The following is a 22744-nucleotide window of genomic DNA, read 5'->3' as shown; positions in this document are numbered from 1 at the left end:
GGGAACGCGGGAGCGTGACCGGCTCGGATCAGTCGTGGATCGTGTCGTAGTCACGTTGCTGATCGGCCGGCAGGAACCGTTCTTCGAGCCCGCGCACCTCCTGGTAGCTCGGCTTGACGAACCCGTCCCCCCATCCCGCGAACTCGTCCGTGCCCGCGAAGTCCGAGAGGCGAGCGTTGTACTCGTCGATAGGAGCCAGTTCACCGGTGTCGCGCACCTTCAGCAGGAGCTTCCACGGTTCCTGGATAGCCGGGAGAATGAAGGGGACGATGTTGATGGCCTGGCCCATCTTCGACAACTCGTCCACCGAGGGCGTGGGGCCGGCGTAACTGGGGCTTGCGATCGCGTAGGTCGGTCCTGGTGTCTCGGAGAGCAGGTAGCGGACTTCCTCCCAGGTGCGGATGCCCTCGTAGAAGATGACGTCGACGGCGGTCTCCTGCCGGTAGAGCTTCCCTCGCCGCAGGGCCTCCTCGAGCCCGCCGCCGCCTGCGCCGTAGCCATCCGTGCGGGCGGTGATCACGAAGTCGGGGTCGAGCTCGTCTCTGGCCTCGACGGCCGCGCGCAGCCGCCCGATCGCCTCCTCGTCGGACACGAGCGCGATCCCCGCCTGCCCGCCCGCCTTCTTGGGATCACGCTGGTCTTCGAGGTGGATTCCGGCAACACCGGCGGCGATGAAATCCTGAACCGTCTTGCGAACGTTCTGGATGCCGCCGTAACCGGTGTCCGCATCGCAGTAGATCGGGATGTCGGTAGCCTGGACGATTCTTCGCGCGGCGTCGATGATCTCGGTTCGCGTCATCAGGCCGACGTCCGGGAGTCCGTTCCACCAGGAGCTGATTCCACCGGAAATGTGGAAGGACCCGAACCCGGCTCGTTCCGCCATCTGGGCGTGAATCGGCATTACGCCGAAGGGCATGAGTTCGGTTCGGTCACTTTCGAAGATCCGGCGTAGCCGGGTCGTCTTCTTCTCGAGCATCACACTGACTTTCGGTAGGAGGCTACGGGGTGGTTGTCGCCCAGCCGCGGGCCGCTGCCGGGGAAGAGCTTCTCGCGCAGCGTGCCGGGGGCGTACTCCCGCTGTGCGAGGCCCCGCTCCTGCAGCACGGGAATGACGTGATCGGCGAAGTCGGTGTAGGTGCCCGGGACGAGCATGGACATGATGTTGATTCCGTCCACGCCCGCAGCGTGATATTCCTCGATCTTGTCCGCGATGGACTCCGGGGTCCCGACCACGCGCCATTGTTTGGTGGAGAATGCCAGCAGGTCCCTGACCGTGGCGGTACGTCCTCGTACGGTGTCGATCACGAGTTGGATAGTGCCGCGCATGCCGGGAGCGGTCTCGATCAGATCGGTGAGCGGCTGGTCCGGATCGGCAGAGCCGAGATCCACACCGATCGTCCCGCTCATCACCGCCATCTGCGCCTCGACATCGTTCCACTCGTCGTACTCGGCCTCCTTACGCCGAGCTTCCTCTTCAGTGGAGCCGACGACGAACGTCAGACCCTCCATGAAGAGGATCTCGTCCGGTCCGCGACCGGCCTCGGCCGCCAGCGCTTTCACCTTCGCGATCTTCGCCGCCGACGCCTGCGGCGGCCCGGAGATCATGAATACGCCTTCGGCGTGCCGCGCGGCGAACGCCATACCGGCCGAGGAAGCACCCGCTTGAAATAATGTCGGGGTCCGCTGCGGTGATGGCTCCACGAGATGCGGGCCCTCCACGCTGTATCGCTCACCCTTGTGGTTGATCTTGTGGATCTTCCTGGGGTCGGACATCACCCCGGCGGCGCGGTCCTTCACCATCGCGTCGTCCTCCCAGGATCCTTCCCACAGCTTGTAGGTGACCTCCACGTACTCTTGGGCCCAGCGGTATCGCTCGTCGTGTTCGACGATGCTGGGCAGTCCCATACTCCGCGAACCGTTCTTGGAGACGCTGGTCACGACGTTCCAGCCGATGCGCCCCTTGGTGAGGTGGTCGAGGGTCGATGCCGACCGCGCGAAGGAGAAGGGGTGCTGCTGCAGGATCGAGTTGGTGTAGATGAACCCCAAATCGGACGTGGCGTGCGCCATCGCCGAGATGAGCATGCTGGGATCGCTGACCGGAAATTGGACGGCGTGCTCGGCGATCGCGTCCCAGGACCCGCGGAACTCCCCGTACAGTCCGAAGATGTCGGCCATGAAGATCGCATCGAATTTGCCCCGCTCCGCGATGCGTGCCATGTCTACCCAGAGATCCAGATCGTTGTACTCGAGTGAACGAGACTCCGGGTGTCGCCACATTCCGTGCGAGATGTGGGACGGCGTGTTCATGATGAAAAGGTTGAAGAGCATTGGCCTGTTGCGGCTCATGGCGTCGGTCTCCTTTGACTAGTCAGTTGCCGAGAACATCGGCTGAATCGACGGTGGGATCGGTCCGGCCGCCACGCGTGGAGCCGCAGCGGCCGGACCGGGTATATGTCAGCCAGCCGGCTGGTATGCCCCGACGACCACGGCTGCGTAGGTGCAGTCCTCGTCGTAGTGATTGCGCCAGGCGTGTGGGGCACCTGCCATGATCAGGACCGATCCGGGCTTCAGCGTTCGCACCTGTCCACCGGGGAGCTCGATGTCGACCTTGCCGGACAGGATGATCTCGTAGTCGATCGTGTCGGTCCGGTGCATGTCCGCCTCCCCACCCACTCCCGTCTCGGCATCCTTTGTGCCCGTGGCTTTCACGTCGAGCTTGCCCGCCGAGCGGGCCGGAAATCGGAACAGGCCGAGCTTCGAACCGCCGGGGCCGGGAAAATCCATATCGCGGGGCGCGCCCCCGATTTGCAGCGGCAGCGAAACGATGCCGTCGGTTTCCCATACAAAGGCGCCCTCGAAGGCGCCTGGTACTACCCGTACCGCGGGCTCGCCCGCCTCGGCGAAGTAGGATTTGCCGTCCGCGTCTACGGCGGCGATGACCAGTTCGAATTCGTCGGCGATAGCCATGGTGTTCTCCTTGAGGCAGAGGTGATTTCAGACGCGCGCGGCGGCGGGGAACTGGTTGCTCGGCCGCGCGAAGCCCAGATGCCCACGCAACGTGTCGGCTTCGTACTCGGCACGGAATCGGCCCCGGCGTTGCAGCTCGGGCACGACGAGATCAACGAAGTCCTCAAGCTCCTCCGGGCAACCTTGCAGGCACAGCACGAACCCGTCACCGGCCCCGTTCTCGACCTCTGCCTCCATGTAGTCCGCGATCGTCGCGGGGCTGCCCACCACAGTTCCCGGACCCTTGAAGCCGGTCAACAACTCGCGCAGAGTCGGCTTTCGACCATCGACGGTGTAGGAGAGCACTGCATCCCGATAACCCTGAATCCGGTCTGTCGCACCGAGATCCGGCAGCGGCTCATCCAGCGGATAGGGCGATAGATCGATTCCGAGGGCGGCCTCGAGCACGCCGCGCGAGATTTCCGGATGCAAGTGCTCCTGCAGCCAGTCCCACTTCTCCTGAGCCTCCTCATCGGTGCGCCCGATCACCGGCGTGATCTGCGACAGCACCTTTACGTCACCAGGCTCACGGCCAGCTTCGGCGGCGATTCGCAACACATCGTCGCGGTAGGCCTTGCCGACCGCGCCGCCCAGCGGAGAGAAGAGGATCTCCCCGGTTGTGGCCGCGAGCTGTCGGCCCGGCCCGGAGCTTCCTGCCTGCGCCAGCACGGGATATCCCTGCGGCGGGCGCATCACGTTGAACGGGCCTTCGACGTAGTAGTGCTTGCCGGCGAAGTTGGTCGGATGCAGCTTGGCCGGGTCGAAGAAGATTCCCGCCTCCTGATCGAGAATATAGGCGTCGTCTTCCCAGCTGTCCCAGAGCTTCTTGACGACATCGACGAACTCGGCCGCCTTCTCGTAGCGAAGCTCCGTCGAGATCTGCCCGGCATCGCTGAAGTTCTTGGTGTCCTGCGGCCCGGCCGAGGTGACAATATTCCAACCGGCACGACCATTGCTCAGGTGGTCGATGCACGCGAGCTGCCTGGCCAGCTCGTAAGGCTGGTGAAACTCGGTGTGCGCGGTCGCGACGAGACCGATCTTCTCGGTGGCGGTGGCCATCGCGGTGGTCAAGATCAACGCGTCCCAGACGCCGACCTTCGCGGTGTGGTGGCGCAAATGCTCGGGCACCGGCCACAGAGACTGGTTGTCCGCCATGAAGATTGCATCCAGCTTGCCTCGCTCAGCCGTCCGGGCGAGGTCACGCCACATGTCGAAGTTCCAGATGTCGTTGCCCTTGGTGTTCGGGCGCCGCCATGAGGCCTGGTGCCAGCCCCCCGCGTGCGGCATGACACAAACCGGAATGTGTTGCGACATCATTGTCCTTCCTGTCCGTTCAGTCCCGCCGGGGCTGCGGCGCACCGGCCAAGACCGCGTCGAATCGTGCTTGTAGTTCGTCGATCTGTGCCGGGTGGGTGAGGATGTGTGGTTTGTTCGCCTTGATGGCGTCCACGACGAGCCGACCGGTCGCGTCGGGTGCGATGTATTCCAACGGAGTTGCCGCGACATCGGGATCGGTCACCGGCTGCTCGGCTTTGCCCTCGACGTGCGGGTTACCGGGCTGTTGGACGTAGTCCGCCCACGGCTTCACCCCCCGCGCTTCGGATCGTTCCGCCTCCGACCGCAGGCGCTCGCTGGTAACGATGCGAGTGCGCACCGGGCCTGGATGCAGGATGCTCAACCCGATTCCCTGGGTCGCGAGTTCACCACGTGCCGCATGGGACAGGCCGTCGACCGCACTCTTTGCCGCAGAGTAGGCGGAATGCCCGGCGATCGGGATCAGTGAGGCCATGGACGAGGTGTTCACGATGTGCTTCTCGCCGGAAGTTTCGCGCATCCGGGGAACGAACACGTGATGCCCGTTCAGCACACCCCAGAAGTTCACCTTCATGACCCATTCGAAGTCCTCGTAGCTGGTGTCCCATGAAGCCCGGAACGGGCGCAGCGTCACGCCCGCGTTGTTCACCAGAATCTCGACGGAACCGAATTCGGCATAGACCTCATCGGCCAGCCGACGGACAGCGTCCAGGTCGGACACGTCCACCGAGTGCGCGGTGGCCCGACCGCCCTTTGCGTCGATCTCGGCAGCGACTGACTCGGCTGCCGCCTTGTCGATGTCGACCACGGCGACATTGGCGCCCTCGGCCGCGAGCTCCAGCGCGATCGACCGGCCTATACCGCCACCTGCGCCGGTGACCACTGCGGTCCGGCCTTTGATCTCCTTCATCGGAAATCCTTTCATATTGATCAACTGGTCGAATCGGCCGAATACGGGGTCGAGCCAGCGAATGCACAATCGACGCCGGTTACCGAACAGGGCAAGGTGCTTTATGGCCCAGAACACTCATGTCCTATGACCTAGGACACTATGGGCGGCGCGAGGCCCGTCGGTAGCGGAGCGACGTCAGTCGAGTTGTGCGAATGTGCCAGTCGGGAGCAACGCTCGCCGACAGCGACGCAAGATGCTCACAAAGGCGCGCGACGTGGCAGGGAGGCGCGGAGACGGCTCAGAAGCCGCCCTGCGAGTCGTCGGCCTGGCGCCGATAGCGAAGCCGATACCGACTCGGGCTTTCACCGGTCCATCGCCGGAAGGCGTTGCTGAAGCTGGCCACCTCGACGTATGCCAGCTGATCGGAGATCTCCGACACCGAGACGTCGGTCTCGGAAAGCAGGCGGCAGGCCTCGCGCAGTCGCGCCTGATCTCGCAAGGACCGGAAACTGACTTCGTACTCGTCGAGGCGTCGTTGCAGCGTGCGCACGGACATGGCCAGCTCGGCCGCGAGCCGGGCCAAGCTCAGGCCGGCATTGCCCGGCCTGGCGAGAATTGCCGAAACCTGCTCATCGAGCTGCGCCGACGCTTGCAACCATGTCGCCGAGCACGCGGCCCGCTTGACGTGCAAGTGGTAGAGCATCGCGTTCGAACGAGGTAGTGGCACGTCGAGAAGTCCCGACGGCCAGATCCAGCGAACGGCAGCGCTGCCGGAGACAATCGGGGAATGCACCAGGTCGTGGACAGCGACCGGCACAGGATCGAGCGGCAATTCCAGGTGCTCCAGCGGGAACGGGCCCCGCCAGAGATCGTCGAGGAACGCCGCGATCGCCGCGACGTCCCGCACCACGGTGAATCGGAAAAAGACCCCCGATGGATCGAGCTCGGGCGGCAGCTCGACCTCGATTCCCGCCCAGTCCTCTCCGATGTCGATCGAGCGATACCGCCCGACGCTGTAGAAGGTCTCCAACGTAGTGACCAGGTCCCGGAAATGCCGCAATGTGGGCGCCGAGATCATGGCCGCACCGAATGCTTCGAAGACCGGATATAGATATCTCGTCCCGGTCTCGAGCCAGATGTCGATCTGTTCCGCGGTGCGCTGCGCGAAGACCTCCTGGAAGGCCAGTTCCTGAAGCCACCCGATGCGGCGATCCGGCACCTCGAGAACATCGACAGGGATCCGGGCGGCACGCAGCAGTGGCACCGGGTCGACCCCGTGGTCGGAAAGTACCGTGCACATGAGGTGAACGCTGACGGCCGGGACCTCCGACCAGGTTTTCGCACCGGCCGGGCCAACCTGCGACCGGGCGGGTAGGGGTGGCGCGTTTCGGTCTCGCGCTTTCCCTGTCCCCAATCCGGGCCTCCTTCACCTCGCGGCAGCTCTACCACGTTTGCCAAATATAGCCCTCGCGTCGGGATCCGAAGACCGTTCGAACGACCACCGGAGCACTGGCGCGGATGAACAAACGGTCTGACAGAACTGCACAACTCTTACGCGACGGCAACAGACCGCCCCCGTGGCAGAAACTCCCAACTCCCCTGGCGTTCGCAAGTTAACGAGACAGCAGTCACAACTCCTAGCGTCACTGTGAGATCCATGGCACCAATCCCCGTGGCCGGAGTAGGCCGAAGTAATGGGCACGGGCCGCACACCCATTCAAGGAGATACCGGCGTGAATACGCTTCAGCTCGATGTACTCGACAGCAACCCGACGACCAGAACAGCTGCGTTGCGTGCCGCGTACGGCTGCTTTCCGAGCGGTGTCACCGCCGTCTGCGCCCTGCGCGACAACCAGCCGGTCGGGATCGCCGCGAGCTCCTTCGTGGCCGTCTCGATGGAACCACCGCTGGTAGCCGTGTGCGTTCAGCACACCTCCACCACTTGGCCGCGGCTGGCCGACCGACCGCGGCTCGGCCTCTCGATTCTCGGCGCCGATCACGACGCCGCGTGCCGTCAGCTCGCCTCGAAGAACGGGGACCGATTCGCCGGCCTCGACTGGTCGGCCACCGACGACGGCGCGATCTTCCTCCACGAAGCCGCGACCTGGCTGGACTGCAGCATTCAACAGACCGTCCCCGCCGGTGATCACGACATCGTCCTACTCCGCGTCGAAGCCATCGAGATTCACGAAGGTGTCGGGCCACTGGTTTTCCACGCCAGCACATTCCACCACCTCGCCCTGCCGACATCCGCGGAGGCAATTCGATGAGCATCGCACCGGAGGCGTGCGGTCTTCGGTGAGCACGAGCGCCTCCGGACACGAGCGACAAGACACCGAGGGGTGGTCACCGGCGGCGCCGAGCGGCAAATCCGCCGGGTGGAGGGAGGGGTTCCACCACCTCCTTGACAACAGACCATCGGGGTATCGTCACCCCGAACACGCGGTGTTCACGCCATACGCCTGGCAGTTTCTCGCACGGCGGCATCGAAGTCGACGATCTGGTCGCGGTTGCGGTGATATTCGTCGACATCGTCGAGAACGGTGGCGATCCAACTGGCTTTCAGGCTGTCGGGGTCCAGATCCTTGCAATACGCCGGGGTGCCGGGCTGCTGCCGCCAGGATTCCTCCAGCGGACCACCGTCGACCGGCTCGAACCCGAGCTGATCTACCAGTGCGAACACGGCGTGCTTGGCGTCGCCGTCCGGGCCGGACACCAGCAGTCCCACCCGGTTCCCGCGGTCCGGTGTCCCCTTCTTCTTCAGGTCGGGTGCAGCGATATTGTTGAAAACCTTGAAGACCGGCCGGCCGAGAATCTGCGATACCCAGACGCTGTCGGGCACGCCCCCATCCAGGGCCGGGATCCGCCCATCCCTGACTGGATAGTAGTTGCCGGTATCGATCACAATGGTGTTCTCGGACAGTATCGGCGCCAGTTCGGCGCCGAGTGCGTCGATCGCGTACTCGGGCACGCTGATGATCACGATATCGACATCGCGGACGGCGTCGGCTGCCCACACCGTAGTGAGGTTGTCGATGCCACCGAACTCGGTCAGGGTCGACGGCGCCTTGGAATTCGCGAGCTTGACTTGATGTCCCAGGACGGCAAGCTTGGACGCGAGCGTGCCGCCGATGAGACCTGCTCCGATCACACCGATTTTCATCGTACGCATGAATCGTTTACCTTTCGGAGTTCCTTCTGGTTGATTACTGCGCCGTGTTCGTACTTCTACTTGTGTCCGGAGCCGGGGTTTCGGGGCAGCGCCCAGTTGCACCGACCCGGGCGCAGGGGCCGCCGCCACATCTTGCGATACCGAGAATTCGACGGTTCTCGTTATGCCGAATTCCTATTGAAGCACCGACGACGCAGTCGGCGTAAGCGAGTCGTCCGGTCACCTCTCGAGCTCACCGGGCAACAGCGTTCGTCAACTCCCCGGCAATGAGATCGGCGGCCTGGGAGACGATTCGGGAGATCAGCTCGGCGCAGGTCGGGATGTCGTCGATCAGCCCCTGGCTCTGGCCGGCCCACCACATTCCGCCTTCGACATCACCGTCGGCGAGCACCGCCTGGCGCGCTCGCGCACCGGAGGCCAGAGCCGCGACATCGGCGAACTGAGCACCCTCGCGCTGCGAGATCTCGACGATCTTGCTGGAGACGGAGTTTCGTGCGACCCGTGCCGTATTCCCGAACTCCCGGAACACGATCTCGGTGGCCAGTTCGTCGTTGTCGACGATCTGCTGCTTGACATTGTCGTGCACCGGCGATTCCTGCGTGGCCACGAACCGCGTCCCCATGTTGATCGCGCTCGCACCCAGTGCGAGGGCAGCGACCAAGCCCGCACCGGTGGCGAAACCGCCGGAGGCGACGATCGGGATAGTGAGCTTCCTGGCGGCAGCCGGTATCAACACCAAACCCGGGACATCGTCGTCGCCCGGGTGCCCAGCACACTCGAATCCATCGATACTCACCGCGTCCACGCCGATCGACTGAGCCTTCACTGCGTGCCGCACCGAGACCGCCTTGTGGATCACGCGCACGCCGGCAGCGGCGAAAGCCGGTAGGTGTGGCGCCGGATTGGCCCCGGCGGTCTCCACGATCTTCACCCCACCGTCGATGATCGCCTCCCGGTACTCCTCGTAGGGCACCGGCGTCAGCGTGGGAAGGATCGTGAGATTCACCCCGAAGGGTCGGTCGGTCAACTCGCGGCACCGCGCGATCTCTTTCGACAGCGCCTCCGGCGACGGCTGGGTCAACGCGGACAGAAACGCGAGACCACCGGCCTCGGCAACGGCGCCTATGAGCTCGGCCGTACCGACCGCCGTCATGCCGCCACAGACGATCGGGTGCTCGATACCGAACGCTTCGGTGAAGCGAGTCGTCAATGCCATGGAAGAGCCTCCTCAGCAGGTCGATCATGCGACCTGCACGAGATCCGAATTTGATATTTCGAAGCGTGATTTCTCATTTCGAATCATAGAGGCTATTGTGTGTCTGTCAACACACCCGGCGAACCGGGGTGCCAGGAGTGATCAGCAGTACACGAGGAGACCCTGTGGCGACCGCATCGGCGAACGAGACCCACATTCGAGCCCGGTTGAACGACCTCATCGAGGCGTTGCCGACACAACTGTGGATCGGCGGCCACGATCGATCAGCCTCCGGCGGTGCGTCATTCGACGTATTCGACCCGGCGACCGGCAAGGCCTTCATTCGAGTGGCGGATGCGACCTCGGTGGATGCACTCGCGGCGCTGGACGCCGCCGCCGAGATCCAGCCGCGCTGGGCTTCGACACCAGCACGGGTGCGCGCGGAGATTCTGCGCACCGCGTTCGAGCTCGTTGTCGAGCGAACGGAGGACCTCGCCTTGCTGATGAGCCTCGAGATGGGCAAACCACTAGCCGAAGCGCGCGGAGAAGTGGCCTATGGTGCCGAATTCCTTAGATGGTTCAGCGAGGAGGCCGTACGCATTCAAGGGCGTTACACTCCCGCTCCATCGGGGAATGGACGCATACTTGTCACACGCCAGGCGGTTGGTCCGGTATTGGCGATCACCCCCTGGAACTTTCCCCTGGCGATGGGCACACGCAAAATCGGCCCCGCGCTGGCCGCCGGCTGCACGGTGATCGTCAAGCCCGCCAGGGAGACACCGTTGACCATGATGGTGCTCGGACGCCTCTTCGCGGAGGCCGGGCTACCGGCCGGGGTGTTGTCCGTACTGCCGAGCTCTCGGGCGGCCGACATCAGCGGACCTTTGATGTCGGATACGCGGCTGCGCAAGATCACTTTCACCGGGTCGACCGCGGTGGGCAAACGTCTGATCGAGCAATCGGCGGAGCATGTGCTCGCCAGTTCCATGGAGCTCGGGGGCAACGCGCCCTTGTTGGTGTTCGCCGACGCCGACCTTGATCAGGCCGTCGATGGAGCCATGTCCGCCAAGATGCGCAACGGCGGCGAGGCGTGTACCGCGGCGAACCGCATCCTGGTAGCGAATTCCGTGCGCGAGGAGTTCACGGAGAAGTTGGTCGCGCGGATGGCAGCGTTACAGGTCGGACCGGGCTACCTCGACGGCAGCGAGCTGGGCCCGCTGGTCAATGCCGCCCAGATGACCACCGTGGCCGAGTTGGTCGACGACGCCCTCGCGGCCGGTGCCGTCGCGCGCACCGGCGGTACACCGATACAGGGTGACGGCTATTTCTTCGCGCCGACCGTGCTCGACGGAGTGCCCAGGGACGCCCGAATTCTGCGGGAGGAAATCTTCGGTCCCGTCGCGACCATCGTCGGCTTCGACGCGGAGGACGAGGCAATCGCCATGTCGAACGACACGCCCTATGGTCTGGCCGCCTACGTATTCACCGAGAACCTCGACCGGGCGCTGCGGGTGACCGAGGCATTGGAAGCGGGGCTCGTCGGGGTCAACCGAGGTGTTGTCTCCGATGCCGCCGCGCCCTTCGGAGGCTGGAAGGAGTCGGGCACAGGGAGTGAGGGTGGCACGGAAGGGATCCATGAGTATCTCGTCACCAAGTACGTCGCGCTCCGGTAACCGATCCGCCGCAGCCCGCATATGGTCGCGTCTTTCGACATGACGCCGCCGCGTATGAAAAGTCGAACTCATCTAGACTGACGCGCCGTAGGCAGTCGACAAGGCACCGGGAGCGAGTTACATGAAACCTGCGTTGGCAGCGACACGAGCGATGGCCGTGCTGAATTTCATGATGGTGCAGCCGCGGCTGTCGTTCAGCCTGTCCGAATTGTCGAAAGCCCTGGATGTGAGTCCCGCGTCGATGTCGTCCGTCCTGATGGCGCTGTGCGACGCCGGGTATCTCTTCAGGCATCCCCGGCATCGGACGTATGAGCTGGGACCAGCGTTGGTGGCGGCCGGCCATTCGGCGGCGCAACGCCACCCCCAGATCGAGGCGGCGCGGCCGGAAATGACCAGGCTGGCCTCGGTCGTCGGCGGTGAATGCATCGGCAGCGCGGCCGTAGGCGAGGACATCATGATCCTCTCGATCGAAGGCCGCCCGAACGGGCGAACCCGCCAGAGTTGGATAGGTCAGCGCATACCGTTGATGCCGCCCTTCGGGCAGGTCTTCCTCGCCTGGTCTTCCGAATCCACTGTCGACAAATGGATCGCCCGACTGGGTAGGGTCGAGCCCCATATCCGAGACGAGCTTCGGATATCGCTCGAGGAAGTGCGAACCCGCGGGCTCGCCGTCGGATTGCACAATGACCCTGTCGACGAAGTCGTCGGATTGATCCACGAATCCGCCGAGCATCCGAGCCAGATCCACGATCGCCTGATCGAGGCCATCCCCGGACAGATGAGTGGCTACACGCTTCGCTCCATCGACCTGGAGGCTCGATATGACGTCGCGAATCTCGCAGTCCCGGTGTTCGGGCCGGACGGCAGCGTGGTCTTCGCGATGACCGTATACGGGCTCGCAGGGATCACCGGATCCGATCTCGTCGATCTGAGTGGTGAGATGCTCAGCTCCAGCCGGATCGTTACCCGGGAAATCGGCGGCAGGGCGCCCTCCGTTCCAGCTCCTTCCGCGACGATGAAAGTCCCCCAACTACACGGCGGTGCCTAGCACCGCTGATCGTCGCGTCCGCCACCAAATCAGCAGCCTCCCCCGCGCCGGGGAGGCTGGAGGGCATCCGGACCTCTGGGCGCAGAATGCGCTCCCAGAGGTCCGGGGCGAAGTTCGGATGCAGACGTCGAAAGCCGGAGCGGTCTTGTCAGCGCGCAGTCCAGCCGCCGTCGACCGTCATGACCTGCCCGGTCACGTAGCGGCTCGCATCGCTGGCGAGGTAGAGCAAAGCCCCGTCGAAGTCGTCCACCTTTCCGGGCCGAGGAAGCAGAGTGTTACGCAGAATCCACTCGTTGACCTTCGGCACACTGATGACCTCGGAGGTCATCTCGGTCTCGATGAAGCCAGGAGCGATGGCGTTCACCCGGATCCCGTAACGTCCCCATTGCGCGGCCCATTCCCTGGTGATGGCATTCAGCCCTCCCTTGGAGGCCGCGTACGTGGCCTGAGGGAATCTGGCGATTCCAACCGAGGCCACCATCGAGGAGATGTTCACGATCGAGCCACTGCCCCGCGCTTTCATCGACGGGAACAGTGTCTGCACGATGCGTATCGGCGCCACGAGGTTGACGTTGAGCGTCGTGGTGATCTGATCCAGGGATTCATCCTCCCCACGGACTCCACCGGCGATGTAGGCAGCGTTGTTGACAACCACATCGACATGACCGAAAAGGTCGAGCGCGGCACGAGCGACCTGTTCGGCACCGGCGGGGTCGGCGAGATCTCCCGCCAGCACGTGCGCTCGGTCTCCGAGCTGCCCGGCGAGCTCGTCGAGGACGTCGTGGCGTCGGGCCACCAGGGCGACCTCGGCGCCCGCACCTATCAGCACCTCGGCGAACCGGCGCCCGATTCCCGCTGATGCGCCGGTCAACAGCACTGTCCTGCCATTCAGAGAGAACTGCCGGAGTACATCGTTCACAACGAGTCACCTTCATTCGTGCCCGGCGTGGCGCCGCGGATTCCGAATCGTTCGAGCCCGAAGGCACGAATCGCGTTCGCGTGGAGGAATTTGTCGAGGACCGTGTCGCTCAGGTCGAAATTTCGCACCTGCTGCAACGGCAGTTCGTAGTCGAGTAGTGGCCAGTCCGTCGCGAATATGCATTTGTCCTGGCCATAACTGGAGAGAAACTTCCGGAACGACGGCTCGAAATGCTTGGGTAGCCGCGCCGAGGTATCGATATACACGTTCTCGTGCTTCCACGCGATATGGATCATCTCTTCGACCCAGGGCGACCCGACATGGCCACACACGATCGGCAGGTCGGGGAAGTCGAGCGCCACCTCGTCGATGTACAGCGGCTGACCGCTCCGCGAAGGAAACAGCGGACCGGTGCCACCGACCTGCGTCTGTACAGCGATCCCGAGTTCCTCGCACTTGGCGTACAGCGGATAGAACACCCGGTCGGTGGGATCCCGGTAGAGGTAGAACGGTTCGAGCTTGAGGCCGCAGATCGGGTGATCACGGGCATAGGCTTCAAGTTCACGCACGGCCTTCATCACCCCGTCGGTGGGATCGGCCCATGCGACACCGACCGTCGAATCCGGCAGCCGTTCGAGCACCTTCAAAACTTCACCCATCGGTGTCGCCGGACCGCCCGAGACCAGGGCCAGGTCGACCTCGGAGCGCTCGAGCTCCTCGATCATCGTTTCGAGGCCGATCCCATCGACGAGACGCCTGCTGCCGTACCTCTCGACGACGTTGTAGGTCCGCTGCGGCAGGGCCGCGACCACCTCCGCCGTCCAAGGTTGGATCCAGGCGTCGATCACATTTACTTCTCGAATCTTCATACAATTCCGTCCTGTCACCCTGATGGAGCATTTCCCGTAGCGGTCGGTGACCTGCCTGTCAGCCCGCGCCGACGGAGGCTGCCAGCCTGGGCAGAGTCCCTCCCGCGCCGATTCGCTCGCCGATGGTGTGGGCCAGCTCCCCTTCAGACCAGTAGAGGTCGGCGAGGAGTACGGACCGTCGGATCTGCGCGGCGAAGGAGAATTCCTCGGTGAAACCCATGCCACCGCACACCTGCAGGCCGTGCTGGACCGCCAGCGCGGCCGTTCGCGCCGCGAGCAACGCCGCCGTCGGCACGGCGATATCGGCAGCTGCGGACCATGAGGCGTCGAGTGCCTCCTGCGCCGATTCAGCGGCGACGAATACATCGGCCAGTCGGTGTTGTACCGCCTGGTAGGCACCGATCTGTTGCCCGAACTGACGGCGCTCACGGACATGCTCCGCGGCCACCGCGAGGATTGCTCGTGCGACACCGAGCTGCTCGTAGGCGTTCGCTCGCATGATCGAGTGCCGGATGGCCGAGGCGGTCGCGCCGTCACAGATCTCCCAGACGCGCGCTTGCGGCGCAACAATGGTCCGCAAACGTTTCGACGGGTCCACTCCGGCCACGTCGTCCACCTCGGTGCCACTACCCGGCAGATCCAGCACTGCCACCGTGTCCGCGGCCGGGTGCCAGGCCACAGCAGTGGCCGGCGCTGCCGCGCCGCAGGCGGTCAGGTACCCGCGGAGTTCGATGGAAGCGCCCGGTATCAGGGGTTCCGGCACGGCGGCCAGCCGGCACACAGTGAAGGGCCCGAACTCCGCGAGCGCGGGCGCGGCCCGCAGAATCACCAGATCGAGCGCAGCGGATGCACTTGCGGCGCTGCCGATCTCCTGGAACATGCTCGCAACGGCCTCTTCGGGATGCTCGGCCAACACGTCGTCCCAGCCGAACTCCTCGAGCACCGTTGCGGTCAAGCCGTCCGGGGTTCGCGCGATCAGTTCCCGGGTGGATTCGACGAGTTCCCGCCGGAGATCGTCATCCATTGCGCACCCCCCGCGGTAGATGCAACAGACGCTGCGCGATGATGTTCTTCTGCACTTCGACGGCGCCGCCATACACCGAGGCGGCCCGGCTGTAGAACCACTCCGCGCGAACACCGCGAGCGGCGGCGTCGTCGGTCAGCGAGAAACTCAGCCGGTCGAGGGAACGGATCACATCATTGACCGCGTGTTCTGTCTGGCTGAGCAGCACCTTGTCCACCGAGACCTCCGGTCCGAGTACCTCACCGGCGGCGAGCCGTTCGACGGTCCGCCGGCACTTGACCCGCAACGCGGCCAGGCCGGCGTAGGCGCGGCCCACCTCTTGTGCCTGAGTAGCGGACAGCTCACCCACAGCGGCCAGAGCCCGCTCGAGCTCCGCATGCATCAGTGCTTGCCGCTGCCAGGCCCACATTCCGCGCTCGAACTGCAGCAGATGCATCGCAACCGCCCAGCCCCCGCCGACCTCGCCGATCACCCGGTCCTCGGCCACCGTGACATCGTCGAGGTACACCTCGGAGAATTCTTCCTCCCCGGTGAGGGTGCGCAGCGGGCGAACAGATACCCCGGCCGCACGCAGATCCACCCAGAACATGGTCAGCCCACGGTGGCGGCTGTCCTTGTCCCCGGTCCGTGCGAGCACCGCACACCAGTCCGCCCGGTGCGCCAGCGAGGTCCAAACTTTCTGGCCGTTGATCACCCACCCGCCGTCGACCGGCCGGGCCGTCGTTCGCAGGCTCGCGAGATCGCTGCCCGCGTCCGGCTCGGAGAACCCCTGGCACCAGAGGGACCGGCCGGCGAGGATGTCGGGAAGGTGCTGCGCGGCGAGCCGAGGAGCGAATTCGACCAGCGCCGATCCGACGACCTCCAGCGCGGCCACCGACTCCGGTAGGCCGAGGCCGCACCGCGTCAGCGCATCGTAGAAGTTCGCCCGCTGTACGGCCGTCCCGCCCCGGCCACCGAGCGCTGTCGGCCAGCCCCACCCGGTCACACCGGCTCGGTCCAGGAAGGCCAGCAGGCTCGAACCCCGGTCGATTCGTTCGTCGAGGGTGTCATCGGGGGCCGGGACGAATCCGCTCAGCTCGGTATGCCGGGCCTCCAGCCAGGCAGTCCAATTCGGTTCAGCCGCCGCTGGTTCCGTGTCCGTGTCCTCGACGACTCGCGCCGTCATATCAAAACTCCTGAAGTTCGCTGAACAAGCCCTCGAAACCGGTCTCGAGGGTGCGGCGGGTCAGCAGCTCGACGGTCTGGCTTCGGCCGGCGGGTAGTCTGCGGACAGCTTGACTCACCCGCGACAGCCAGGAGACGTCGGTCTCGTCACAGAATCCCATGGCACCGTGCAGCTGATGCGCACCACGCATGACGATGTCGGCTGATTCGAGGGACGCGGCGCGCAGCGCCAGTGCATCGACCAGTGCGGTGGACCGACCGTGGTTCTGAGTCAGCGACCACAGCGTGTACTTCGCGAGTTCCTCGAGCTTGTGCACAGAGACCTGCATATCCGCCAACCGGAAGCTCGCCGTCTGGAACCCGGTGAGTTTTCGCCCGAACTGCTCACGCTCACCGGCGTACTTGATGGTGTCGCCGAGGGCTCGTTCGAGTAGTCCCAGCAGCCACCAGCTCTGCAGTGTCACCAGCAAGGCGGCAGCGCCTTCGTATCCGGGTGTGGGCTCCGACACCACCACCTCGCCCGCGAACGGCGCGAGGAGCGTACCCAGTGGGCCGGCGTCCGCGGAGAGAACGTCGTACCGGTTTCCGAGAAGGTCGTAGGCCACCCATCCCGCGGCCAGGTCGCCGTGACCTGCCATTCGCGCACCCGACTCCTGCACCAGGATCGCCCCGTCCCTGTCGTCGGGACGGGCCAGACGTTCGGCGATGGGATACGGCAACGCCACCGCACCGGCGGCTCGGCAGGCGACCGCCGCCGCTTCGAGTTCCTCGACGCTCTCGTGTGGACGCAGTTCCCAGACACCCAGTGATTCGAGGAGGGACACCATGTCACCGGACCGATCGGCCGGCTTGTCCGAGTACTTGCGCACCAGGTTCACGCCACCGGCTGCTTCGAGCGTGCCGAATACCGCCTTCTCGAACTCCTGTGCTTCGACAGACAATTGACTGATCATCACTTCACCAGCGCTCTCGCCAGCAGCTGCTGCTGCATTTCCAAAGTTCCGGACGCGACAGTTGACGCCTGGGCATATCGCCAGTGGTCTTCGACCGCGCGCTCGAACAACCGCGCGGTGTCCGGGGTTCCCAGACCACCCGCGCCGGCAATGTCCATCAAGACCTCGGCTACCTCTTGGTCCAGCGTCGTCACCGCGATCCGGTAAGACGCGGCGTCGGCAGGGTCGAGACCGCCTCGTTCCTGGTGGCCCACGATCTTGTAAGCCATCAGCCGGGCTTGCCGGGTGTGCACGAGCGCCATAGTCCAGCGGTCCACCAGGGCCGGCGACAGCTCGTCCCACGCGGCACCGAGGGCTTTGGGCGCCCATTGCAGGAGCCGTTCGCATCGCGCATACCGCGCGATACCCACGCGTTCGAACGCGAGGACATCCGTGACGATGTCCCAGCCGCGGCCCACTGTGCCGAGTACCGCCTCGTCCGGGACCCACGCGTCATCGAAGTACACCTCGTTGAGGTGATGATTGCCGACCATGCTGTCGACCGGCCGTGTCTCGACGCCGTCCTGGTTCATATCGAGCAGGAACACCGTGATGCCGTCCTTGCGACCACCACTCGGTCCGGTGCGCGCCAGCAAGAAACACCACTGGGCCATCCGCGCGTAGGAGGTCCAGATCTTCTGACCGTTGATTCGCCATCCACCGTCGGTCTTCGTCGCGGAGGTTCGCAACGCCGGTAGGTCCGAGCCCGCACCAGGTTCACTGAAACCCTGGCACCAGATCACCTCTCCCGCAGCGATCGGCGGCAGAAACTTCTCGTGCTGCGCGCTGGTGCCGTGCTTCATGATGACCGGACCAACCCAGTTGATGCCCATGTACTGGGCACCGCGGGGTTCGTGGACAGCCCACATCTCCTCGCGCAGGGCCGTCTGTTCCCATACGCTCGCCGCGCTGCCGCCGAAATCGGTCGGCCAGGCCATGGCCAACAGTCGTCGCCGGCCGAGTTCCTGGCAGAAGTTCTCAGCGATCTCGAGGTCGTGTGGATCATGGGTGAAAGCTCCGAGGTACGAGCGGGGCACGAATTCGTCGACCAGTTCGCGCAGTTGGGCTCGTAACGCACCCACCTCGGGCTTTTCTCGATAGTCGAGCATCACCACTCCTTGTTCCCATCGGCCCGCCTGTTCAGAGCGCAGCCCGATTTATCGTTGATGTCTATTCGAATTGAAAATCTGTTCAAATATCGGAGAGGTCGGCGGACATCGACTCCCGCAGTGCCGCCTTGACGACTTTTCCGCTCGCATTGGTCGGCAACTCCGGTACGAATCGAAACTCACGCGGGACCTTGAAGTTGGCGATCCGCTCCCGGCACCACAGCTCGAGATCGCCGACGGTCACTTCTACGTGTGGGCGCGCGACCACAAAGGCGCAGGTCACCTCGCCGAGACGCACGTCGGGGATACCGACCACCGCAGCCGCGGTGACACCGGGATGCTCCACAAGGCAAGCCTCCACCTCGGCGGGGTAGACGTTGAACCCGCCGACGATGACTACATCTTTGAGGCGTCCCGAAATCGACAGATTGCCGATCTCGTCGAGTGCCCCGAGGTCGCCACTACGCAACCAACCGTTGTCGTCAGCAGGTCGCGGCGAACCGGTCGCCGGGTCGAGATAGCCTGCCATGACGTTGAATCCGGCGAGTGTGATCTCACCCACCTCCCCAGCCGCCGCGGTGGTGCCGTCCGCACGCCGCACTGTTATGTGGACACCCGGAAGGGCCCGACCGGACGTGGTCGCGATGGTGGCGCGGTTGTCGCCAGCTCGGGTCAACGTAGCGACCCCGGTCCCCTCGGTGAATCCGTAGGGGATGTAGACCTCGTCGTATCCGAGCTTGTCGTAGATATCGCCGATCAGCTGCGGCGGAATCGATGTCGCCCCGGTGACCGCGGTGCGCAGGGAACTGATATCCCTGTCCAGCAGATCCGGTGCCGCCAACAGTGATTGATAGATCGTCGGCGGCCCGGGATAGTAGGTGATTCGCTCGCGCTCGATCAGTTCGAGTACCACAGAGGCGGAGAACACTGCGAGTGGATACACGGTGGCACCACGCATCAAAGCGGCGAGGAGACCCACTTTGAGACCGAAGGCGTGAAAGAACGGATTGCTGACCAGGAAGCGGTCGCCTTCCCGGAGGCCGGTGATCCCGCTCCATACCCAGTACGAACGCACCAGCGCTCCGTGCCGCAGCATCGCCCCTTTCGGCCTGCCAGTCGTCCCGGAAGTGAACAGCACAGTACCGATATCGTCCGGCCGCACACCCCGCACCCGTTCGTCGACAATTTCGGGCGGGACCTGGCTGGTTCCCCATTCGATAGCCGCGGCGAGCGACCCATCGCCACACCCTCCGAGAGTGAACACGAGCGGCATGTGCGGTAGTGCGTCGGGTTCACGATCGCGCAGCTGCCGCAACGCGTCGACGTAGCTGGATCCGAGGAACGATTCGACCGTGAAAAGGACCTTCGCATCCGCGTCGCGAAGAACCTGCGCAGCCTCCCGTGCCTTGAAGCGGGTATTGATCGGCACCAGCACCGCGCCGGACAGGTGGACGGCGAGCGCACATAGAGCGAAGTCGATGCTGTTGGGTGCCCAGATCGCGACGCGCTCGCCGGGTTGCACAGCGTGCGCGATCAAGACGCGGGCGATGCGTGCTGCTTCCCCCACGTAGTCGGTGAAGGAGACCACCCGCCCGTCCTCGACCAGCGCGGGGGCGTCCCGATACCGGTCCCGCGCCCAATATGCGGCGGCCGCGATCGTTTCGATCCCGGGGGCGGGCCAGTCGCTTGCAGGATTCATGACACTCAACTCCGAATCGCCGAAGGAATCTCGGGCACCGGCTCGACCGGAACCCGTTCGACGAATTGCCCGATCAGTTCGATCGCCGCTTCGGCGGCAGCATCGGTGGCGTAACCGTAGTGCCAGACATGTGGTACGTCGTCGAATTCGCGGTAGGTGACGAGGACCCCCGCAGCCGCCGCCGACGACGCGATGGCACGCGCGTCGTCGCGCAGCACCTCGGCGCCGCTCGCCTGTACGAGCAGCGGCGGCTGATTCGTCCAGTTCCCCAGTGCCGGAGATACTCTCGGATCACTGGCATCATGGCCCGCGAGATACATATCCGCAGCGTCCCCCGCGGCCTCCGCCGACCAGAGCAGATCAGTGCTCGCGCAGGTCTGGTAGCTGTCGGCACGGATTCGCATGTCCACCCACGGGCACAGCAGGATCCCGGCTGCTGGGCGGGGCAGGCCCCGGCGCGACACCTCGAGCATGAGCGCTGCGGCCAAACCGCCACCGGCGGAATCTCCGGCCACCAGAACCGGACTCGTTTGCTTGTTCACGACGGCGATGTACGCCTCGAGCGCGTCGTCGAACGCCGCAGGAAATGGATGCTCCGGCGCCAATCGATAGTCGACCACGAAAAGGTGCGAAGACAACTCTCGAGCGAGGCGGCTGCAGTAGCCGACGAAGCTCTCCGCCGTTCCCATGCGATACCCACCGCCATGGAAGTAGAGCACACTACGCCGCAGTGCCGAAGAGGGCTGCAGATGGTACGCGACAACGCTTCCCAGCCGAACCCGGTCTACCGCTACCCCGGGTTCTACAGGTACCTGCGACATCGCCGCCACGAAGTTCCGCCGCTTGTCGAGCAGACTCGGCGGAGCCACGGCTCTCACCTCCCTCACCACACCGATCCGGTGTCGACGCGGTTGAGTGTTTCCGCCTTGTCCAAAACATCTTTCAGGCGCCGGTAGGCGACGATTCCGCCTCCGATGAATACACCGGCGACGATCGACCTCACGAGGCACACGAGCATGTCACGCCTTCCTCTCCGCTCGGCAGAACCGCGGCGCGATCATCGAACTCGGAGTGCGGGAGCACGGTGTTCGCCGATTTCTCGATGAGTCGCTCGGTGCGCCATACCACTCGCCGCAGTACACGGGTCAGGGCTGAATAGATGATCGCGCCGTCCGACCACTGCGTGATCACCCGCCCGGAGTCGCTCTTGTAGTAGTTGTTGGCCTTCTCGAACGATGTGCCGGACAGCCGTTTCTGGATAACATCGTTGAAGATCCGATGCGCCCGAACACTGACCTCGAGCGCGGTCGCACCCGTGCGCTGCAGATGCTGGACCGCCGACGCGATGTATCCAGCCTGCGCTTCGAGGTGCGTGACGATGGCACCACCGTTGGTGTTGGGACCGTACATCATGAAGAAGTTGGGCATTTCCGGCACGAGAATGCCCAAGAACGCCTGTGGGTCTCCATCCCAGAGATCGGTCAACTTCCTGCCGCGTCGACCGATGATGTCGAAGGTCGGTTCGAAGTTCGTCGCGAACCCGGTGGACATGACCAGAATATCGATCGGATGCTCGACCCCGGCTGTGTCGATCAGACCTCGCTCGGTAACGCTCCGGACAGCTCGCGGGATCAGCCGCACATTCTCCTTCAGGAGGGCGGGGTAGAGATCGTCGGTGAGGATGGGCCGCTTACCGCCGAACGGATAGTTCGGCGTCACCGCTTCCCGCAAATCGGGTCGCTGCGCGAAGACGTCGTCGATGAACCGGCGGGCACCTCGCTCCGCGGCGGCGTTCTGGGGCGTCCCCGGCCGCCAGGAAGCGTTCTTGTACTGGGCCTTCTCCCGCCGCCACAACATTCCGAATCGAACCAGACGCTGTGCGGCCGTCGAGTTCAACGCCTCGCGTTCTTCTGGTGTGAACGCGCGGTCACCCTTGGGCAGAACCCACCCCGGTTCCCGCTGGAACATCAGTACTTTTCCCGCATCCGCCGACAAGGCCGGAACGAGTTGAGCAGCAGTCGAACCCGATCCGACCACCGCGACGGTCCGGCCCGAGACATCGAGATCGGGCAGCCATCGCGACGTGTGCAGTTTCGGCCCGGAGAAGGACTCCAGACCGGGCCAGTCGGGGTAACGGGGCGTATTCAGCAATCCAACCGCACTGACGATTGCCCGATGTCGCACAACGGAGCCATCGCCCAGTGTCACCTCGTACTGTTGGCGTTCTTCGATCCACTCGACTCGGCAGACCTCGGTATTCAACTTGAGATGTGGCCGGAGTCTGAATGATTCGGCGGTCCGCTCCAGATAGTCGTGGAGTTCTGCCTGACGCACGTGGGTGCGACTCCAGTTCCACGGAGCAAAGGAGAACGAGTACAGCACAGAGGGGGTATCGACCTCAGCACCCGGGTATCGGTTGTCCCACCACGTCCCGCCGACGCTAGCGGACTTCTCGTAGATGGTGACCTCGTGGATTCCCTTCTTTTTCAACGCGATGGCAGCGGCGATCCCGGAGAAGCCGCCGCCGATGATTCCCACGCTGATCGGGTTCCGATGGCCTCTCCCTTTCCAGAACTGCACAACAACCTCCTACGACCGGTTTGAGACACGTGGACGAGTCTCCTGCGCCAAAACACGCAATGCTGGATCTCATTTCGATATTTCGAAA

General features: G+C 64.4%; 20 protein-coding genes. 3 read left to right on the top strand and 17 right to left on the bottom strand.

Translation table 11 applies throughout. From position 1 onward, the window contains the following. Positions 1 to 28: 28 nt before the first annotated feature. The 6 genes from AB0I35_RS15630 to AB0I35_RS15605 all read right to left on the bottom strand — a co-directional run bounded on the left by AB0I35_RS15630 (position 29) and on the right by AB0I35_RS15605 (position 6512). A complete protein-coding gene (locus tag AB0I35_RS15630) occupies positions 29 to 976 on the bottom strand; it encodes an isocitrate lyase/PEP mutase family protein (protein WP_357396631.1) in 948 nt (315 codons plus the stop codon). Continuing rightward, on the bottom strand, positions 976 to 2328 hold the full coding sequence (locus AB0I35_RS15625; RefSeq protein WP_357397003.1) for an LLM class flavin-dependent oxidoreductase: 1353 nt from the start codon (positions 2326 to 2328) through the stop codon (positions 976 to 978). The genes AB0I35_RS15630 and AB0I35_RS15625 overlap by 1 nt, the downstream gene beginning before the upstream one ends. A 126-nt stretch (positions 2329 to 2454) precedes the next feature. Beyond that, entirely contained in the window at positions 2455 to 2967 is a 513-nt protein-coding gene (locus AB0I35_RS15620; protein WP_357396630.1) for a cupin domain-containing protein, read from the bottom strand. 27 nt (positions 2968 to 2994) lie between these two features. Beyond that, positions 2995 to 4323 carry an LLM class flavin-dependent oxidoreductase gene (locus AB0I35_RS15615; RefSeq protein ID WP_357396628.1) on the bottom strand — a complete coding sequence of 443 codons (1329 nt, stop codon included), beginning with the start codon at positions 4321 to 4323 and terminating at the stop codon, positions 2995 to 2997. 16 nt (positions 4324 to 4339) lie between these two features. Next, entirely contained in the window at positions 4340 to 5230 is an 891-nt protein-coding gene (locus tag AB0I35_RS15610) for an SDR family NAD(P)-dependent oxidoreductase (protein WP_357396626.1), read from the bottom strand. Between the two features lie 280 nt (positions 5231 to 5510). Further along, entirely contained in the window at positions 5511 to 6512 is a 1002-nt protein-coding gene (locus AB0I35_RS15605; protein WP_357396624.1) for a helix-turn-helix domain-containing protein, read from the bottom strand. Positions 6513 to 6945: 433 nt separating this feature from the next. Between AB0I35_RS15605 and AB0I35_RS15600 the strand changes: the two genes are divergently transcribed. Continuing rightward, the gene (locus AB0I35_RS15600; RefSeq protein WP_357396623.1) at positions 6946 to 7482 is read left to right on the top strand and encodes a flavin reductase family protein; all 537 of its coding nucleotides are present in this window, start codon (positions 6946 to 6948) and stop codon (positions 7480 to 7482) included. 179 nt (positions 7483 to 7661) lie between these two features. Here AB0I35_RS15600 and AB0I35_RS15595 read toward each other — a convergent pair whose 3' ends face one another. Both AB0I35_RS15595 and AB0I35_RS15590 read right to left on the bottom strand, forming a co-directional pair. After that, a complete protein-coding gene (locus AB0I35_RS15595; protein ID WP_357396622.1) occupies positions 7662 to 8384 on the bottom strand; it encodes an NAD(P)-binding domain-containing protein in 723 nt (240 codons plus the stop codon). Between the two features lie 232 nt (positions 8385 to 8616). Continuing rightward, positions 8617 to 9600: a nitronate monooxygenase family protein gene (locus tag AB0I35_RS15590; RefSeq protein WP_357396621.1), complete on the bottom strand. Its 984-nt coding sequence runs from the start codon at positions 9598 to 9600 to the stop codon at positions 8617 to 8619. 218 nt (positions 9601 to 9818) lie between these two features. Here AB0I35_RS15590 and AB0I35_RS15585 point away from each other — a divergent pair, with 218 nt between their 5' ends. Together AB0I35_RS15585 and AB0I35_RS15580 are read left to right on the top strand one after the other, a co-directional pair. Continuing rightward, a complete protein-coding gene (locus tag AB0I35_RS15585; RefSeq protein ID WP_357397002.1) occupies positions 9819 to 11252 on the top strand; it encodes an NAD-dependent succinate-semialdehyde dehydrogenase in 1434 nt (477 codons plus the stop codon). Positions 11253 to 11373: 121 nt separating this feature from the next. Next, positions 11374 to 12300, top strand: coding sequence for a hypothetical protein (locus AB0I35_RS15580; protein ID WP_357396620.1), 927 nt, complete (start codon positions 11374 to 11376; stop codon positions 12298 to 12300). A gap of 148 nt (positions 12301 to 12448) precedes the next feature. On the opposite strand, the gene AB0I35_RS15575 is transcribed toward AB0I35_RS15580, so the two are convergent. The 9 genes from AB0I35_RS15575 to AB0I35_RS15535 form a co-directional block, all read right to left on the bottom strand. Further along, a complete protein-coding gene (locus AB0I35_RS15575; protein WP_357397001.1) occupies positions 12449 to 13129 on the bottom strand; it encodes an SDR family oxidoreductase in 681 nt (226 codons plus the stop codon). 86 nt (positions 13130 to 13215) lie between these two features. After that, a complete protein-coding gene (locus AB0I35_RS15570) occupies positions 13216 to 14088 on the bottom strand; it encodes an amidohydrolase family protein (protein ID WP_357396618.1) in 873 nt (290 codons plus the stop codon). A 58-nt stretch (positions 14089 to 14146) separates the two neighbouring features. Further along, positions 14147 to 15112, bottom strand: coding sequence for an acyl-CoA dehydrogenase family protein (locus AB0I35_RS15565; RefSeq protein ID WP_357396617.1), 966 nt, complete (start codon positions 15110 to 15112; stop codon positions 14147 to 14149). Beyond that, positions 15105 to 16277 carry an acyl-CoA dehydrogenase family protein gene (locus AB0I35_RS15560; protein ID WP_357396616.1) on the bottom strand — a complete coding sequence of 391 codons (1173 nt, stop codon included), beginning with the start codon at positions 16275 to 16277 and terminating at the stop codon, positions 15105 to 15107. The genes AB0I35_RS15565 and AB0I35_RS15560 overlap by 8 nt, the downstream gene beginning before the upstream one ends. Before the next feature lies 1 nt (position 16278). Further along, positions 16279 to 17217, bottom strand: a complete 939-nt coding sequence (locus tag AB0I35_RS15555; RefSeq protein ID WP_357396615.1) for an acyl-CoA dehydrogenase family protein — start codon at positions 17215 to 17217, stop codon at positions 16279 to 16281. Positions 17218 to 17228: 11 nt separating this feature from the next. Further along, positions 17229 to 18377, bottom strand: a complete 1149-nt coding sequence (locus AB0I35_RS15550; protein ID WP_357396614.1) for an acyl-CoA dehydrogenase family protein — start codon at positions 18375 to 18377, stop codon at positions 17229 to 17231. Positions 18378 to 18459: 82 nt separating this feature from the next. Then, positions 18460 to 20076 carry an AMP-binding protein gene (locus AB0I35_RS15545; RefSeq protein WP_357396612.1) on the bottom strand — a complete coding sequence of 539 codons (1617 nt, stop codon included), beginning with the start codon at positions 20074 to 20076 and terminating at the stop codon, positions 18460 to 18462. Between the two features lie 5 nt (positions 20077 to 20081). Further along, positions 20082 to 20897 (bottom strand): alpha/beta hydrolase, encoded by an 816-nt coding sequence (locus AB0I35_RS15540; RefSeq protein WP_357396999.1) that lies wholly within the window; start codon positions 20895 to 20897, stop codon positions 20082 to 20084. Between the two features lie 178 nt (positions 20898 to 21075). Further along, positions 21076 to 22656 (bottom strand): NAD(P)/FAD-dependent oxidoreductase, encoded by a 1581-nt coding sequence (locus tag AB0I35_RS15535; protein ID WP_357396610.1) that lies wholly within the window; start codon positions 22654 to 22656, stop codon positions 21076 to 21078. Between the last annotated feature and the right edge of the window lie 88 nt (positions 22657 to 22744).

The sequence above is a fragment of the Nocardia sp. NPDC050378 genome (genome assembly GCF_040655675.1).
GTDB classification, from domain to species: domain Bacteria; phylum Actinomycetota; class Actinomycetes; order Mycobacteriales; family Mycobacteriaceae; genus Nocardia; species Nocardia coubleae.
This window is presented reverse-complemented; position numbering and strand designations above follow the sequence as displayed.

What these genes read in the sequence shown, in the direction of transcription:
- AB0I35_RS15630 (WP_357396631.1), bottom strand. Translation starts at nt 976, where the DNA reads ATGCTCGAGAAGAAGACGACCCGGCTACGCCGGATCTTCGAAAGTGAC.
- AB0I35_RS15625 (WP_357397003.1), bottom strand. Translation starts at nt 2,328, where the DNA reads ATGCTCTTCAACCTTTTCATCATGAACACGCCGTCCCACATCTCGCAC.
- AB0I35_RS15620 (WP_357396630.1), bottom strand. Translation starts at nt 2,967, where the DNA reads ATGGCTATCGCCGACGAATTCGAACTGGTCATCGCCGCCGTAGACGCG.
- AB0I35_RS15615 (WP_357396628.1), bottom strand. Translation starts at nt 4,323, where the DNA reads ATGATGTCGCAACACATTCCGGTTTGTGTCATGCCGCACGCGGGGGGC.
- AB0I35_RS15610 (WP_357396626.1), bottom strand. Translation starts at nt 5,230, where the DNA reads ATGAAGGAGATCAAAGGCCGGACCGCAGTGGTCACCGGCGCAGGTGGC.
- AB0I35_RS15605 (WP_357396624.1), bottom strand. Translation starts at nt 6,512, where the DNA reads ATGTGCACGGTACTTTCCGACCACGGGGTCGACCCGGTGCCACTGCTG.
- AB0I35_RS15595 (WP_357396622.1), bottom strand. Translation starts at nt 8,384, where the DNA reads ATGCGTACGATGAAAATCGGTGTGATCGGAGCAGGTCTCATCGGCGGC.
- AB0I35_RS15590 (WP_357396621.1), bottom strand. Translation starts at nt 9,600, where the DNA reads ATGGCATTGACGACTCGCTTCACCGAAGCGTTCGGTATCGAGCACCCG.
- AB0I35_RS15580 (WP_357396620.1), top strand. Translation starts at nt 11,374, where the DNA reads ATGAAACCTGCGTTGGCAGCGACACGAGCGATGGCCGTGCTGAATTTC.
- AB0I35_RS15570 (WP_357396618.1), bottom strand. Translation starts at nt 14,088, where the DNA reads ATGAAGATTCGAGAAGTAAATGTGATCGACGCCTGGATCCAACCTTGG.
- AB0I35_RS15565 (WP_357396617.1), bottom strand. Translation starts at nt 15,112, where the DNA reads ATGGATGACGATCTCCGGCGGGAACTCGTCGAATCCACCCGGGAACTG.
- AB0I35_RS15560 (WP_357396616.1), bottom strand. Translation starts at nt 16,277, where the DNA reads ATGACGGCGCGAGTCGTCGAGGACACGGACACGGAACCAGCGGCGGCT.
- AB0I35_RS15550 (WP_357396614.1), bottom strand. Translation starts at nt 18,377, where the DNA reads ATGCTCGACTATCGAGAAAAGCCCGAGGTGGGTGCGTTACGAGCCCAA.
- AB0I35_RS15545 (WP_357396612.1), bottom strand. Translation starts at nt 20,076, where the DNA reads ATGAATCCTGCAAGCGACTGGCCCGCCCCCGGGATCGAAACGATCGCG.
- AB0I35_RS15540 (WP_357396999.1), bottom strand. Translation starts at nt 20,897, where the DNA reads ATGTCGCAGGTACCTGTAGAACCCGGGGTAGCGGTAGACCGGGTTCGG.